At 33.8% G+C, this 15860-nt stretch carries 16 protein-coding genes and 1 pseudogene; 16 read left to right on the top strand and 1 reads right to left on the bottom strand.

All coding sequences use genetic code 11. The features are described from left to right. Positions 1 to 45 precede the first annotated feature (45 nt). From MUA88_RS05675 to MUA88_RS05695, 5 genes are all read left to right on the top strand, one after another. A complete protein-coding gene (locus MUA88_RS05675; protein ID WP_262605195.1) occupies positions 46 to 1386 on the top strand; it encodes a DEAD/DEAH box helicase in 1341 nt (446 codons plus the stop codon). Positions 1387 to 1401: 15 nt separating this feature from the next. Then, on the top strand, positions 1402 to 2292 hold the full coding sequence (locus MUA88_RS05680) for a deoxyribonuclease IV (protein ID WP_262603232.1): 891 nt from the start codon (positions 1402 to 1404) through the stop codon (positions 2290 to 2292). Between the two features lie 132 nt (positions 2293 to 2424). Next, a complete protein-coding gene (locus tag MUA88_RS05685) occupies positions 2425 to 3195 on the top strand; it encodes a metal ABC transporter ATP-binding protein (protein ID WP_262603233.1) in 771 nt (256 codons plus the stop codon). Continuing rightward, a complete protein-coding gene (locus MUA88_RS05690) occupies positions 3192 to 4055 on the top strand; it encodes a metal ABC transporter permease (protein WP_262603234.1) in 864 nt (287 codons plus the stop codon). The genes MUA88_RS05685 and MUA88_RS05690 overlap by 4 nt, the downstream gene beginning before the upstream one ends. Further along, on the top strand, positions 4042 to 4449 hold the full coding sequence (locus MUA88_RS05695; protein ID WP_262603235.1) for a Fur family transcriptional regulator: 408 nt from the start codon (positions 4042 to 4044) through the stop codon (positions 4447 to 4449). Before MUA88_RS05690 ends, MUA88_RS05695 begins: the two co-directional genes overlap by 14 nt. 115 nt (positions 4450 to 4564) lie before the next feature. Here MUA88_RS05695 and ispG read toward each other — a convergent pair whose 3' ends face one another. Continuing rightward, positions 4565 to 5668: a flavodoxin-dependent (E)-4-hydroxy-3-methylbut-2-enyl-diphosphate synthase gene (ispG, locus tag MUA88_RS05700; protein ID WP_275982309.1), complete on the bottom strand. Its 1104-nt coding sequence runs from the start codon at positions 5666 to 5668 to the stop codon at positions 4565 to 4567. 273 nt (positions 5669 to 5941) lie between these two features. Between ispG and MUA88_RS05705 the strand changes: the two genes are divergently transcribed. The 11 genes and pseudogenes from MUA88_RS05705 to comGB all read left to right on the top strand — a co-directional run bounded on the left by MUA88_RS05705 (position 5942) and on the right by comGB (position 15850). Next, positions 5942 to 6541: a superoxide dismutase gene (locus MUA88_RS05705; RefSeq protein WP_262603236.1), complete on the top strand. Its 600-nt coding sequence runs from the start codon at positions 5942 to 5944 to the stop codon at positions 6539 to 6541. 270 nt (positions 6542 to 6811) lie between these two features. Continuing rightward, the gene (locus MUA88_RS05710; RefSeq protein ID WP_262605196.1) at positions 6812 to 8860 is read left to right on the top strand and encodes a peptidoglycan D,D-transpeptidase FtsI family protein; all 2049 of its coding nucleotides are present in this window, start codon (positions 6812 to 6814) and stop codon (positions 8858 to 8860) included. Positions 8861 to 9037: 177 nt separating this feature from the next. After that, positions 9038 to 9187, top strand: coding sequence for a 50S ribosomal protein L33 (rpmG, locus tag MUA88_RS05715; protein ID WP_095116787.1), 150 nt, complete (start codon positions 9038 to 9040; stop codon positions 9185 to 9187). Between the two features lie 448 nt (positions 9188 to 9635). Continuing rightward, on the top strand, positions 9636 to 10175 hold the full coding sequence (locus MUA88_RS05720; protein WP_262605197.1) for a 5-formyltetrahydrofolate cyclo-ligase: 540 nt from the start codon (positions 9636 to 9638) through the stop codon (positions 10173 to 10175). A 17-nt stretch (positions 10176 to 10192) separates the two neighbouring features. Then, positions 10193 to 11632 carry a rhomboid family protein gene (locus tag MUA88_RS05725; protein WP_262603239.1) on the top strand — a complete coding sequence of 480 codons (1440 nt, stop codon included), beginning with the start codon at positions 10193 to 10195 and terminating at the stop codon, positions 11630 to 11632. 1 nt (position 11633) lies between these two features. Then, positions 11634 to 11837, top strand: a complete 204-nt coding sequence (locus MUA88_RS05730; protein ID WP_262603240.1) for a YqgQ family protein — start codon at positions 11634 to 11636, stop codon at positions 11835 to 11837. After that, complete coding sequence (locus MUA88_RS05735; RefSeq protein WP_262605198.1) at positions 11834 to 12814, top strand: ROK family glucokinase; 981 nt, start codon at positions 11834 to 11836, stop codon at positions 12812 to 12814. The genes MUA88_RS05730 and MUA88_RS05735 overlap by 4 nt, the downstream gene beginning before the upstream one ends. Positions 12815 to 12820: 6 nt before the next feature. Further along, positions 12821 to 13132 (top strand): MTH1187 family thiamine-binding protein, encoded by a 312-nt coding sequence (locus tag MUA88_RS05740; protein WP_262603242.1) that lies wholly within the window; start codon positions 12821 to 12823, stop codon positions 13130 to 13132. 28 nt (positions 13133 to 13160) lie between these two features. Continuing rightward, on the top strand, positions 13161 to 13784 hold the full coding sequence (locus tag MUA88_RS05745) for an MBL fold metallo-hydrolase (RefSeq protein ID WP_262603243.1): 624 nt from the start codon (positions 13161 to 13163) through the stop codon (positions 13782 to 13784). Between the two features lie 55 nt (positions 13785 to 13839). Next, positions 13840 to 14814: pseudogene (gene comGA / locus MUA88_RS05750) on the top strand (competence type IV pilus ATPase ComGA). Next, positions 14783 to 15850 (top strand): competence type IV pilus assembly protein ComGB, encoded by a 1068-nt coding sequence (gene comGB, locus MUA88_RS05755; RefSeq protein ID WP_262603245.1) that lies wholly within the window; start codon positions 14783 to 14785, stop codon positions 15848 to 15850. Before comGA ends, comGB begins: the two are co-directional and overlap by 32 nt. Positions 15851 to 15860 lie beyond the last annotated feature (10 nt).

Raw genomic sequence — 15860 nt, forward strand, 5'->3', positions numbered from 1 at the left:
TATTTCATTTATAATGGATAGATGAATCTTTAAGGAGGCCAAACAATGGCAAAACATCCATTTGAGCAATTTAACTTTGACTCAGATATTTTAGCAGCTATAGATGCGTTAAATTTTAAACAACCAACTGATATACAACAACGTGTGATTCCAAAAATGATGAAACAAACAAATATCATTGGACAATCACAAACAGGTACAGGAAAGTCACATGCCTTTTTACTACCTTTATTCCAACAAATCAAACCTGAAATTACTGAACCACAAGCGATTATTGTTGCACCTACACGTGAATTAGCAACACAACTTTACCATGCAGCCCTTCAATTAGCAGAACATAAGCAAGGTGTAAAAGTAAGCTTATTTATTGGTGGTACAGATTTTGAAAAAGATAAACAAAAAACAACGAATCAGCCACAATTAATTATTGGAACACCGACTAGAATTAATGATTTAGCAAAAATTGGCGCACTGCATGTACACCTCGCACATTATTTAGTTGTGGATGAAGCAGACTTGATGATTGATTTAGGACTTATTCAAGAAGTGGACCAAATCGCTGCGAGACTTGATGATGAGACAAAAATGGCAGTTTTTAGTGCTACAATTCCTAAATCATTACACCCATTTCTTAATAAATACTTGGAAAATCCAACATTTATTGAAGTAAAAAATACTTCAAAAAATAAAAGCAGTATTCAATTTTACTTAATACCAACAAGAGGTTCAGCAAAAATTGAAAAAACAATTGAACTCATTCACACATTAAATCCATATTTAGGTATTATTTTCTGTAACAGTCGTGAGAATGCCGATCATCTTGCACAACAACTGACTTCAGAAGGTATTCAAGTTGGTATGATTCACGGTGGCTTATCACCACGTGAACGTAAACAACAAATGAAGCGTATTCGTAATCTCGAATTCCAATATGTGATTGCGAGTGACTTAGCATCACGTGGTATTGATATCGAGGGTGTCAGCCACGTTATTAACTTCGATGTTCCTAAAGATATTGACTTCTTTACACATCGCGTTGGTCGTACGGGACGAGGAAACTATAAAGGTATCGCCATTACATTATATACACCAGATGAAGAGAACTTAATTCATCAAATCGAGGCAAAAGGTTATCATTTTGAGAACGTAGATGTGAAAAATGGTGAGTTGGTACCGATTAAAGCCCACAACACACGTCGTTTACGTCAAAAACAAGATGACCATATTACGCAACAAGTAAAACATAAAGTAAAACGAAATAATAAGAAAAAAGTAAAACCAGGTTATAAGAAAAAGTTTAATCAAGAACTTGAAAATCTTAAACGCCAAGAAAAACGTCAATTTAGTCGTCGTAAAAACCGACAAAATCGTAAAAATAAAAAGTAAAGGATGGATTACCAAATGTTAATTGGATCACATGTTTCAATGAGTGGTAAGAAAATGCTTCAAGGATCTGCTGAAGAGGCGCATAAATATGGTGCATCTACGTTTATGATCTATACAGGTGCTCCACAAAATACACGTAGAAAACCAATTGAAGAATTGAATATTGATGCTGGACAACAAGCAATGAAAGACTATGGTTTATCAAATATTGTTGTGCACGCACCCTATATTATTAATATTGCTAATACAACCAAACCAGAAGTATTCCAACTTGGTGTAGATTTCTTACAAAATGAAATTGAACGCACTGAAAAAATTGGGGCACAAGACATTGTGCTACATCCAGGTGCGCATGTGGGTGCTGGTGCTGAAGTTGGTATTAAACGTATCATTGAAGGTTTAAATGAAGTATTAACAAACGATAATAATGTACGTATTGCTTTGGAAACAATGGCTGGTAAAGGTTCAGAAGTAGGGCGCACTTTTGAAGAAATTGCACAGATTATTGACGGCGTACACCACAATGAAAGATTGTCAGTTTGTCTAGACACTTGTCATATTCATGATGCTGGTTATGATGTTGTGAATGATTTTGATGGTGTCCTTAATCAATTTGATAAAATTGTGGGTGTTGATCGTATTAAAGTTGTACATGTTAACGACAGTAAAAATCCAGTTGGTGCGCATAAAGACCGTCATGAAAATATTGGTTTTGGTCACATTGGTTTTGACGCATTGAATTATGTTGTCCATCATGAACAATTCAAAGAGATTCCTAAAATTTTAGAAACACCTTATGTTGGTGAAGATAAGAAAAATAAAAAAGCACCATATGCATATGAAATTGAAGCATTTCGTAATAAAAAATTCGACCCTGAGATGAAAGATAAAATTTTATCAATTTAATTTTGAAAAAAATGGAACTATACATTGATTAAACAGTGTTGACTCAATGTATAGTTCTTGTCTTTTGTAGTCGTAAACATTACTATTTACATTTAATGACGTGACGTATATAGTATTTAATGAGGTGAAATAATGATGCAACCTGTATTTGAATTAAAAGATATTGATTTTTATTTTGAAAATAAAAAAGTGTTAGAGAATATCAATATCTGTATAAATAAAGGTGAATTCTTGGCCATTGTTGGTCCAAATGGGGCAGGAAAATCAACTTTATTAAAATTAATGTTAGGTCTATTACCTATTCAAAAAGGTGAAATTTTTGTTGATGGAGAAGCGTATCAAAAAAGTTTGACATCAGACAAAATTAGTTATGTCTCACAAAAAGCATCTGCAGTTGCTGCTGGCTTTCCTGCTACAGTCAATGAAGTTGTGTTAAGTGGTCTAACGAGACAAAAGAGATTATTTAAATGGTTTAATCGCCAAGATCATCAAAAAGTAGACCAAGTGCTTGAACGCCTTAATATTAGCCATTTAAAAGGGAAGAATATCTCAGAATTATCAGGTGGACAACAACAACGTGTTTTGATTGCTAGAGCTTTAGTAAGTGATCCAACCGTCCTTATTTTAGATGAACCAACAAATGGCATTGATGCAAAACATGTTGGAGAATTTTATGATACACTTGAACATTTAAAAAATGAAGGTGTTACGATTATTCTGGTAACACATGATATAGGTGTTGTTGCAGATACTGCGACAGAAGTGGCATGTATTAATAAACATCTCCATTTCCATGGATCTGCACATGAATTTAAATCATTAGATGAAGTCGAAATTTCAAAAATATATGGTCATCCTATTAAATTTGTTGACCATAAACATGATAGGGATTGTTGTTTATGATAGATGCGTTAATGAATTTTGAATTTATAAGGTATTCATTTATCAGTGGTATATTGATTGGTTTAATTGCACCACTGATTGGAACGTTTATTGTTGTCCGAAGATTATCACTGATTGCAGATGCATTAAGTCACGTGACATTAGGTGGTATTTCTTTTGGGATGTTTTTAATTACTGCCGTTCCACTTTTTTCAAATATTAATCCTATTTGGACCGGAATTCTCTTTTCAATTATTGGGGCATTATTAATTGAAAAATTGCGTAGTTCATATAAAAATTATCAAGAAATTGCCATACCGATTATTATGAGTACGGGTATTGGGTTAAGTGCCATCTTCATCTCATTGGCTGATGGATTTAATCAAGAGTTAGTCGGCTTATTATTTGGTTCTATCAGTGCAGTGTCAATTAGTGATTTAATCACCATTATTATCATTACAGTATTAGTACTCGTATTTATCTTGTTATTTTATAAAGAATTATTTATTCTTTCTTTTGATGCTGAATATAGCCAAGTCATCGGTATTCCGAAATGGATACAATTTCTATTTATTGTGATTGTTGCCCTTGTTATTTCTGCATCGATGCGTGTCATTGGGGTATTATTAGTCAGCGCGCTCATTACGCTACCAGTCGCAATTGCAATGCGCTGGACAAAAGGGTATAAACAATTTATCTTTATGAGTATTATGATTGGTGAATTTTCCGTCATAACTGGACTAATTTCTGCTTTCTATTTAGATATCTCTCCAGGTGGTATTATTGTTGTTATTTTAGTTTTATTGTTATGTTTAACAATGGGGTACCAAGGATTGATGAAAGGGAAAGTAAAAGAGGTGAAAGCAAATGGAAACGAATAATGCGATTCAACTACTTAAAGAAAACGGCCATAAATATACTGATAAAAGACGCGACATGATTAATATCTTTGTCAATGAAGATAAATATATTAATGCAAAACATGTACAAAAAATCATGAACGACACATATCCAGGCATCTCTTTTGATACCATCTATCGTAATCTGCATTTATTTAAAACACTAGGCATTATTGAAAGCACTGAATTAGATGGAGAAATGAAATTTAGGATTTCATGTACAAAACATCATCATCACCATTTCATATGTAAATCATGTGGTGATACAAAAGTCATTGATTATTGTCCAATGACTGAAATTCAAAAATCATTACCTGAAGTTGAAATTGAGATGCATAAGCTAGAAGTTTATGGTATTTGTGAAAATTGTCGTTAAGAAAAAACCTTGTAGGCAACAATGCTTACAAGGTTTTTCTAATGCTTAAAATCAATTATGAAGAAAAAGGCGAGATAGTCTCTTATACTATCTCGCCTATATTAACCACTCACTTTTATGATTGGGCTGCTTTATCACGGTTAGCTTCCATTTCTGCAGCAAGTTTGTCGATTTCTTTTTTAAGTTCATCAACCATTGTTTCTTCAGGTACTTTTCTAACTGTTTTTCCTTTCATAAACAATAGGCCTTCTCCACGTGCACCGGCAATACCAATATCTGCTTCACGTGCTTCACCCGGTCCATTAACAGCGCAGCCTAACACTGCAACTTTTAATGGTACTTGCAATTTCTCAATGTAATCTTCTACTTCATTAGCAATTGAGATAAGGTCAATTTCGATTCGACCACAGGTAGGGCAAGCAATTAATGTTGCAGCATTACTCGCAAGACCAAAAGCTTTCAATAATGACTTCGCAACTTTTACTTCTTCAACGGGATCTGCTGATAAAGAAATACGAGCAGTATTACCAATACCTAGCGCTAAGATAGCACCTAAACCAGCAGAAGATTTTACTGTACCATTGAATAGTGTGCCACTTTCAGTAATCCCTAAATGTAGTGGGTAGTCAAAAGCTTGTGCTGCTTTTGTATATGCTTCAATGGCTAAATTAACATCACTTGCTTTCATTGATACGATAATATCGTGGAAGTCTAAGTCTTCAAGAATTTTAATGTGATGCAATGCACTTTCTACCATTCCATCTGCAGTTGGATAACCATATTTTTTCAAGATATGCTTTTCTAATGAACCTGCATTAACCCCAATTCGAATTGGAATACCTTTCTTTTTACATGCTTCAACAACTGCTTCAACTTTCTCACGTCTGCCGATATTACCAGGATTGATACGAATTTTATCCGCACCGTTCTCAATAGCGATAAGCGCTAATTTATAATTGAAATGTATGTCTACTACAAGTGGAATATTAATTTGTGCTTTAATATCTTTGATTGCATGTGCATCTTCTTCATTCGGACATGCGACACGAACTATTTGACAGCCAGCTTCTTCAAGTCGCTTGATTTCTGCAACAGTTGCCTCTACATCATGGGTTTTTGTCGTTGTCATACTTTGAATCACAACTTCATCGGAACCACCAATTGTTAAATTACCAACTTTGACAGGTCGGGTATTTTTACGATGTGTAATTTCTGACATGTTAGAAACTCCTTTTTACCAATTTTATATATTGAAAATGCACTTAAATAGGCTAATCTTTTCAACGTTAATATTTATTATACAATATTAAATGGCGGTTATTCAAAACAATGAACTAATTTTTGTCACATTTTACGTTTAAGTGATATATAATTGTGTTATACAATAACTAAACATTCCTGTTATTAATGCTTTATAAGCAGATTAATTGTAACAGGAAAGTAGGAATTGTTAGAATATAACTGGAATCAACAATTAGGAGGATGATTAATTATGGCTTTCGAATTACCAAAATTACCTTATGCATATGATGCATTAGAACCACACTTTGACAAAGAGACTATGGAGATTCACCATACAAAACATCATAACACGTATGTAACTAAGTTAAATGTTGCAGTAGAAGGTACTGAGTTTGAAAACAAATCAATTGAAGATCTTGTAGCAAACTTAAACGATGTACCAGAAGAAAAACGTACTGCTGTTCGTAATAATGGTGGCGGTCATTTAAATCACTCATTATTCTGGCAATTATTAACACCTAACTCAGAAGAAAAAGGTGAAGTGGTTGAAAAAATCACAGAAAAATGGGGTAGCTTAGATAGCTTCAAACAAGAATTTGCTGACAAAGCAGCAGCTCGCTTTGGTTCAGGTTGGGCTTGGCTCGTTGTAGACAATGGAGAATTAGCAATTGTCACTACGCCAAACCAAGATAACCCAGTAACTGACGGCAAATCACCATTACTAGGTCTTGATGTTTGGGAACATGCTTACTACCTTAAATATCAAAACAAACGTCCAGATTACATCAATGCATTCTGGAGCGTTGTAAACTGGGAAAAAGTAGACGAATTATATCAAGCAGCTAAATAATTTTGATATATTTGATAGAGCGTGTAATTCATTGTAATTACACGCTTTTTTACGTTGCTTTATTGATAGTCATTTGAAGTCTATGATCCTACATATAAATGAAAAAGTTAAATTCCTTTATGAGGTATTTCTTCTATTGTAATTAAAGCTATGAACCCATATCATTTTAAATAACAAAATTCTTTTACTTTTTCTGAAAAAATATTAGCCAAATAAGGAAATATCATATATCATTTTAAGAAGAAAACGTGCGAATTGAGGTAGATTGTGTTGTTAAAACGTTTAAAGGAAAGAACAAACGATGAAAAAATGCGCAATCAAATGAATAAACGTATTAATTTCATCTTTGGTGTTATCATTTTTGCCTTTGTTGCAATTGTATTAAGGCTCGGCTACCTTCAAATTGCGCAAGGCTCACATTATAATCAAATGATTCGAGAGAGTGAAAATGTTACAGTCAATGAATCCGTTCCTCGAGGAAGAATCTTAGATCGTAATGGTCATATTATCGTGGATAATGCCTCAAAAAAAGCGATTACCTATACACGAGGTAAAAAGACGGATCAACAAGAAATCCTAGGCACTGCAAAGAAACTAGCCAAATTAATTGAGATGGATACTGATAAAATAACAGATCGTGATAAAAAAGACTTTTGGATTACATTGCATCCTGAAACAGCTCAAAAACGTATGAAAAAGGAACTCGATCTTTATAAAAATGGAGATATTTCACAAGAAGATTACGATCAACAATTGCGAGATAAAATCACAGATACAGATATTAAGACGTTAAGCAATCATGATTTACAAGTACTCGCGATTTATCGTGAAATGATGCAAGGAAGTACGTTAAGCCCAAGAACCATCAAAAATGAAAAGGTAAGTGATAAAGAGTTTGCGACAGTTTCACAACAGCTTTCTAACTTACCAGGTATTAATACCACAATGGATTGGGACCGTAAATATCCATATGGTGATTCACTGAGAGGTATTTTAGGAAGTGTATCAACACCTGAAGAAGGCTTGCCGAAAGAATTAACAAACTATTACTTATCAAAAGGCTACTCACGTAATGATAGAGTAGGTAAAGGGTATTTAGAGTATCAATACGAAAGCATATTACGTGGGAAAAAGAAAGAAATGCGTTATACAACGGATAAATCTGGTGCAATTATTGATTCCGAAGTTGTGAATAAAGGTTCCAGAGGGGACGACCTCATCTTAACGATTGATATGGAATTACAACAAAAAGCTGAAGAGTATCTTGAAAAGCATATTAGCAAACTACGCGCACAAGGCGCAACAAACATGGATTCAGCATTGCTCGTTGTTCAAGATCCTAATAATGGTGATATTTTGGCACTTGCGGGCCGTCAAATTGACACAGATGGGTCATTAACAGATTTTGATATCGGTACATTTACGACACAATATACTGTCGGATCTTCAGTCAAAGGGGGTACCTTGCTGGCTGGCTATCAAAATAATGTGATTCAACCTGGGGATGTGCTCACTGACGAACCTTTAACGTTCCAAGGTGGGCTTACAAAGCGTTCATACTTCAATAAAAACGGCAGTCGTGTTATAGATGATACGCAAGCACTTATGCATTCATCAAACGTATACATGTTTAAAACAGCGTTAAAAATTGCAGGTGTTGATTTTTATCAAGGAATGTCTCTTCCAGATGATATTACTGAAGCCGGTAAGAAGTTACGTAAAGGGTTGAACCAAGTCGGTCTTGGCGTTAAAACAGGGATTGATTTGCCTAATGAAGTACAAGGCCAAATTGAACCATTAAATGACAACCCAGGAAACTATTTAGATTTAGCAATCGGTCAATATGATACGTATACGCCATTACAATTGGCACAATACGTTTCTACAATTGCGAATGATGGTGATCGTATTCAATCTCACATTGGTAAAGAAATTCGAAAAGCAACTAACGATGACTCAATTGGACCTGTTAAGCATAAAATATCAGGTAAAGTACTCAATCATGTGAATAATACACCTGAACAAATAGAACAAGTACAAACTGGTTTCGACATGGCATTTAATAAACCACAAGGTACTGGGTATAATAGCTTCAAAGATACAGTTGTACGTTCTGCTGGTAAGACAGGAACAGCTGAGGTATTCCAAGATGGCCAACCACGTGTTAACTCAACGTATATTGGCTATGCGCCGGCAGATGATCCAAAGCTTGCATTTTCAATTGTTTACACAAATCAACCTGTTCCAGAACCATGGTTACCAGGTGGAGACCTAGGTAGAGATATTATTAACTATTATTTTAGTAATAAGAACTCCTAAAATAAATAAACAAGAAGCGGATATATTCTCAATTAGAGTATTGTCCGCTTCTTCTTTAACTCATAAAGATTGTTTTCAAAATATGTTAACTACGATATTAAATTAATACTTTTCAATTTAACAATAAAATGATATGATTATAAAGTCGTATTTTGAAGAAAGATTAGGAGGGGTAATATGCGCGTAAACGTAACGCTTGCATGTACAGAATGTGGAGACCGTAACTATATCTCTACTAAAAACAAACGTACGAACCCAGAACGTATCGAAATGAAAAAATTCTGTGCACGTGAAAACAAACAAACTTTACACCGTGAAACAAAATAATTTAATCTTGGGCTAGAACATTGGATGTGTTCTGGTCCTTTTTTGTGGACGTAAAATACTAAAACTCTTCTCTGGATTTGAAATAAAACTAAATAAAATTGTAAATATAGTTATAGTTGTATTATAATAATTTTGAAGCAATCATAGCATGATACTTCAGTATTAAAACTTATAAATGAAAGAAGGTTTATATGATGACAAAGAAAACAGCTTCTATTTCTGGACGTGTCGTAGAAACAACAGAAGGTAAAATCAAAGGTACTGTAAAAGATACAACGCCAAAAAAATAATTTTTGTTAACCCAGCGTGGTCGTGAGATATCATGATTATCGTTGGGTTTTTACTTACCAATAGGAATTGTCTATAACCACTGCCATTGATAACTGCGATATTCATGACACTTTAACAATACCACGTTATAATGGAAATAAGATGGGAGGAATATGATATGTCTAAAAAAACAATCAGACAACATATTTTGAAGCAAATGAAACATCTTAGTTCAGAGCAAAAAAAATTAGCAGATCAATGGTTATTTAATGAATTGATTGAACACGAGCTTTACCAGAAAGCAACTAAAATTGGCATAGTATTGTCCATGCCACATGAAGTAAATACTGACCCGATGATTCAACACATGCTTGAAGATGATAAACAAGTTTTTGTCCCTTCAATGAACTACAAAAATAAGACAATGGATTTTCAACAACTGACAGATTTATCGATTGTTGATTATGATGAAAAAGGCATACGTTATATCACAGAAGACACACAAATATACAACAATTTAGACTTAGTGATTGTACCCGGTGTTGCATTTAATGAAGAAGGTTATCGCATTGGATATGGTGGAGGCTATTTTGATCGTTATTTAAATACATATGACGTACAAAACATCAGTTTAATTTATGATATTCAGTTATGTGATAATATTCCGATTGAATCACATGACTTTCGTGTAGAACATCTTATCATTGCAAAAACTTGAGAGCACCGGAGGAAATTATGTTAGACGAAAAAGATTTTTGGAAATCAAGCTACATATGGATACGTTATTTTGGTTATTCATGTGTGCATTATGATAAAGACAGGCAGGAAGTCTGGCTTGTTAATAAAAAGAAACAGCACGTTGTGATATTTAAACAAGGTGAATATACAACGCAATCACTCGAATTTGATAAAGATCGTATTTTAGAACATCAACAACAAATTAATGCGTTTTTAAGTATCGATGTCAAACGCTATGATATTTATTTCTTAACTGAAAAACCTTTCAATCAAGCAACATTAAATGTGAAAGAACCGATACTAGTAAAATTCCATTCAATACAAGATTTAAAACGTCTTAATAAACACATTTCTCATCCAATTGCGAAAGGACATCTTTCTAAACAAGATAATCACGCAACGGACTATTTTAAAAAACGTGTATTGAATCAGAGTCCTATTGAAAAAGGCATGTATACTTTTACTCCTGCAACATTTAGCTTGATTGCAGTAACTGTCCTCATTTGGGTGTGGGCGCGATTTTTTGCGCCACATCACACAGATATTGAGATTATTGACTTAGGTGCACTTGCACATTTTAATGTTGTACATGGAGATTGGTATCGCTTAATTTCTTCTATGTTTTTACACTTAGATATTGAACACCTATTGCTCAATATGATGTCACTTTATATTTTTGGGAAATTAGTAGAATCTTATACAAGTTCTTTAAAAATGTTAGGAATATACTTTTTATCCGGATTTATTGGCAACATTTTAACACTTGCTTTTAATACAGATAGCTTATCGATTGGAGCAAGTGGCGCTATATTTGGTTTACTAGGCGCACTCATTGCACTATTAATGATTAGTCAGCACTACAATCGCAAAACTGTATTCCAATTACTGGTAGCTGCTATTATTATGGCAGTGATTTCAATCTTTATGCGCAATGTAAATATTATTGCTCATTTAGGAGGTCTACTTGGTGGCGCACTTGCTGTATATTTAGGTTATTACTACGGTTCATTTAAGAAAAAGTTTTATTGGCTAATAGGTGTGACGGTTCTTATCATTTTAATTTTGGTTGTCAAAATTTTTATGACTCCAAGTGAAAATATTTATAATCAAATCATTCAAGACGAAATGCAAAAGAGACATTATACGCAAGCAGAGGAAATGATTGAACAAACGATTAGTAGAAATTATGCTGATGATATGACTTATTATTTATCAGGTATGGTGATGGCTGCTCAAAAATCAAAAGCTGAGGCGATTGCTGAATGGGAACATGGCTTAGAGATGTTTCCTAATTCTGTACAATTGAATTATGTTATGGCAATTTCAAATCGTTCACTAGGTGATCAAAAGACAGCGAGAAAATATATTCGTAAAGCAGCTGAACTTTCACCACAAAATGAAAGTGTGAAAATCTTAAAACGAGAGTTGGAAGATTAATATGGAAACGAAACTGAATACATTTTATGATGTTCAACAATTATTAAAGAAATTTGGATTTATTATTTATTTTGATGATAAGGCGGATATGTTAGAAATGATTGAACAAGAACTAAAATCATTATTTAAACATCAGCTCATTACTAGTGAGGAATTTTTTCAATCCCGTCATATTATTAATGAGAGAAGGTTAAATCGCTTATGACAGGTAAGATTATTTTTGCTGCTGATATTGGTGGTACAACATGTAAGTTAGGCATTTTTGATGCGCAATTGCAACTGATAAAAAAATGGTCTATTCATACTGACACATCAGATGAAACAGGATTTCAATTATTAAATCAAGTATACAATGCTTTAATTGAACAATCTAAAGTGTTAAATTATGAAATAGATGATGTGATTGGAATCGGCATCGGTGTGCCGGGACCTGTTGATTTTGAATCAGGCATTGTAAATGGTGCTGTTAATCTTAATTGGCCAGGGAAGGTGCATGTATCAAAAATCATGAAAGACCTTTCCGGATTACCAGTATTTGTTGATAATGATGCCAATGTGGCGGCTTTAGGTGAGAAACATAAAGGTGCCGGTCAAAATCATTCTGAAGTTGCAATTATTACACTAGGTACAGGTGTTGGTGGCGGTATTATTTCAAATGGTAAGATTGTTCATGGACATAATGGTTCGGGTGCCGAAATTGGCCATATACGTGTTGACCATGATCAGCGTTTCAACTGTAACTGTGGCCATGCAGGGTGTGTAGAGACAGTGGCATCTGCAACAGGTGTTGTCAATCTCGTTCATTATTATCATCCACAGTTATCCATACAATCTAGTTTACGACCATTGATTAAAAATGATCACATCACTGCAAAAGACGTTTTTGACGCAGCAAAGCAAGGGGATATTTTTGCTCTTTTTATTGTTGAAAGAGTGGCAAACTATCTTGCATATTTAGCAAGTATTTTAAGTGTAACAGTCAATCCTAAATATATTATTTTAGGTGGTGGTATGGCAGGAGCTGGCCATATCTTAATAGAAAATATAAAGACAGCTTATCAACAACTCGCTTTTACACCGTCTCAAGCCAATACTGAAATTGTACCGGCTTTATTAGGCAATGATGCAGGTATCGTTGGTGCAGCTGGACTTATAAAAACATATCTTATGGAAGAGGAGTAGATAGAAATGGCAATTGTAGATGTTGTAGTAATACCAGTAGGAACAGAAGGACCAAGCGTCAGTAAATATATCGCAGAAATCCAAACAAAACTTGAAGAATTTAAACAAGAAGGTAAAATTAACTATCAATTAACACCAATGAATACTTTAATTGAAGGTGACTTAAAAGATTTACTAGAAGTGATTCAAGTTATTCATGAACTACCATTTAATAAAGGCTTAGACCGTGTTTGCACAAATATTCGAATTGATGATCGTCGTGATATCGAACGCGAAATGAATGATAAATTGGCATCTGTACAAAAACATTTAAAATAATTCTTTAACTTCGATTGGAGTCAAAAGCATGAAATTATCATATTTAACATTAGGCTGGGTTGAAACAAATGCATATTTTGTCGAAAATGACACAGAGCTTTTATTGGTAGATCCAGCAGGGGAACCAGAAAAGATACTAGAGAAAATAGCCTCAATTGGTAAACCATTAATTGGCATTTTACTAACACATGCACATTTTGATCATATTGCTGCTTTAGACGATATTTTAGCGAAATATAATGTGCCAGTATATATTCATCCAGAGGAAACAGATTTTCTAGTAGATGCCCAAAAAAATGGATCAGCAAAGTTCGCTGCGCATGGATTACCTATTATAACAAGTCAAGCACATCCTAATTTATTAGAAGAAGGGCCATTTGAAATTGGTCAGTTCAATATCGATGTCTTGCATACACCGGGACATTCTCCTGGTAGCTTGTCATTTGTATTCGAATCCTTTGCGATTGTAGGAGATACATTATTTAACAATGGTATTGGACGTACAGACTTATATCGTGGTGATTATGAAACACTTGTTGATTCAATCAAAGATAAATTGTTTGAACTTGATGAAACGTTACCACTTTATCCAGGTCATGGCCCATCCACAACAGTAGAAGCCGAATATATGAATCCATTTTTAAATGGCTAACTAAATAAGTAATTCAATCACCTCTTACGTGTATAACAATAAGAGGTGATTTTTTATGCAATTTCTATTGGATACAGTGATAAAGCATGCGATTACAGAAGGGGCATCAGATATTCATTTTATTCCTTCTAATGAACAAGTAGAGGTGAATTTTCGAATTAAAGACCGATTAAGTTGTTACGACACATTAAATTCTGAGACGTATCAACGTTTACTGACGCTCCTAAAATTTCAAGCAGGATTAGATGTATCATCTAGGCATCGCGCACAAAGCGGACGCTATATTTATCAATTTAAAGAACTATACTACTTGCGTGTATCTACATTGCCTTTAAACTTAGGGACTGAAAGTTGTGTTGTGCGCATTACACCACAATAATTCCAAAACATATCACTCAAAGATACAGAGGATATTTGTCGCTTGATGGAAAAGAAGCAAGGACTGATCTTATTCAGTGGGCCCACTGGTGCTGGAAAGAGCACACTTATGTATCAGATGGTACTTTATGCCAAACAAGCACTTAATCTAAATATCATCACGATTGAAGATCCGGTCGAACAGATTCTAAATGGCGTCACACAAATATCTGTAAATGAAAAAGCAGATATCACATATAGTGCATCATTAAAAGCCATTTTACGTTGTGACCCAGACGTCATACTTATTGGGGAAATACGAGATGCCAGAATAGCCAAAGAAGTGATACAAGCGAGTTTAAGTGGTCATCTTGTTCTAACAACCATCCATGCAAATGATTGCCAAGGTGTACTGCTCAGATTATTAGAAATGGGCATTCCACAACAAGATATACTTCAAGCCACCAATTTAATCGTCAATCAACGGCTTGTGACGACTGTAGATCAAAAAAGAGAACTTGTATATGAAACAATGTTACATTCAGACATTCAACATTTTTTAACGCATGATTTCCAACTTCCTGGAACATTTACAAGCTTGTCAGAAAAACTGAATTTATTAAATGATAAGGGGGTTATTGATGGAGCCACTCTTAGAAAGTATCAGAAGTAGACGATCCTTTGCACTTATTAAAGCGAATCATTTATTAATTATCGACCGTGTTTGCCAGTTATTAAATCACGGTTTTACCTTTGTAGAAGCCATTCAATTTGTTTATAAACAGCTAGATATCAGAGATGAAAAATTGAATGATCAGTTGCAACAATCCATATTAAATGGTGGATCCTGTTATGACATATTTAAGTTATTTAAATATCCAGATATCATTCTTATGCAAATTTATTTTGCTGAGAAATATAGTGAATTAAGTACAACACTTGAACAATGTTCGATCTTTTATGGTAACCATTTAAAATTAAAAGCGCAGTTCATTAAGGCCATTCAATATCCTATTCTGCTCCTCTTTATTTTTATTTTCCTCATCGTGACCCTTAATAAAACGGTTATTCCAGAATTTGAACATATGTATGCAACTATGCAAATCAATCATACTTTTACACAATTACTATTAAAAGCTATTCTTGCACATTTTCCATTATTCTTTTTTATGAGCATGATAGCAATCTGTATATTTATTTATCTTTTTAAACATTGGCTCAGACAACAATCCATTAAAAAGCAAATTGACGTATTAACACACATGCCTGGTTTTAAAAATTATTTCCGCTTATTCACCACTTATCAAATCTCACAACAATTTTCTCTCTTTTTTAAAAACGGTATTAAGTTAAATGATATTGTTCAAATATATGAAAACCAAAATGAAAATGGGTTTTTGAAGTATTTTGGACAATATATGAAAACAGAAATTCAAAAAGGGCAGTCATTTTCAAACATACTTCAATCATTAAATTGCTTTGAAAAACATTTCATCTCATACATTGAACAAGGGGAAGAAAGAGATAAATTAGATGTTGAATTACACATTTATAGTAAATTCCTTTTGGATCATATTCAGTTCTTTATAAAGAAGCACATTAAGCTTATTCAGCCCACAATGTTTATTGTCATTGGGTTATTAATTATGGGTGTTTATTTAGAAATGATGCTACCAGTATTGGAAATGATGCAAAATATTGAACAATAGGAGTAAAAAC

The organism is Staphylococcus sp. IVB6240, assembly GCF_025558425.1.
Lineage (GTDB): Bacteria > Bacillota > Bacilli > Staphylococcales > Staphylococcaceae > Staphylococcus.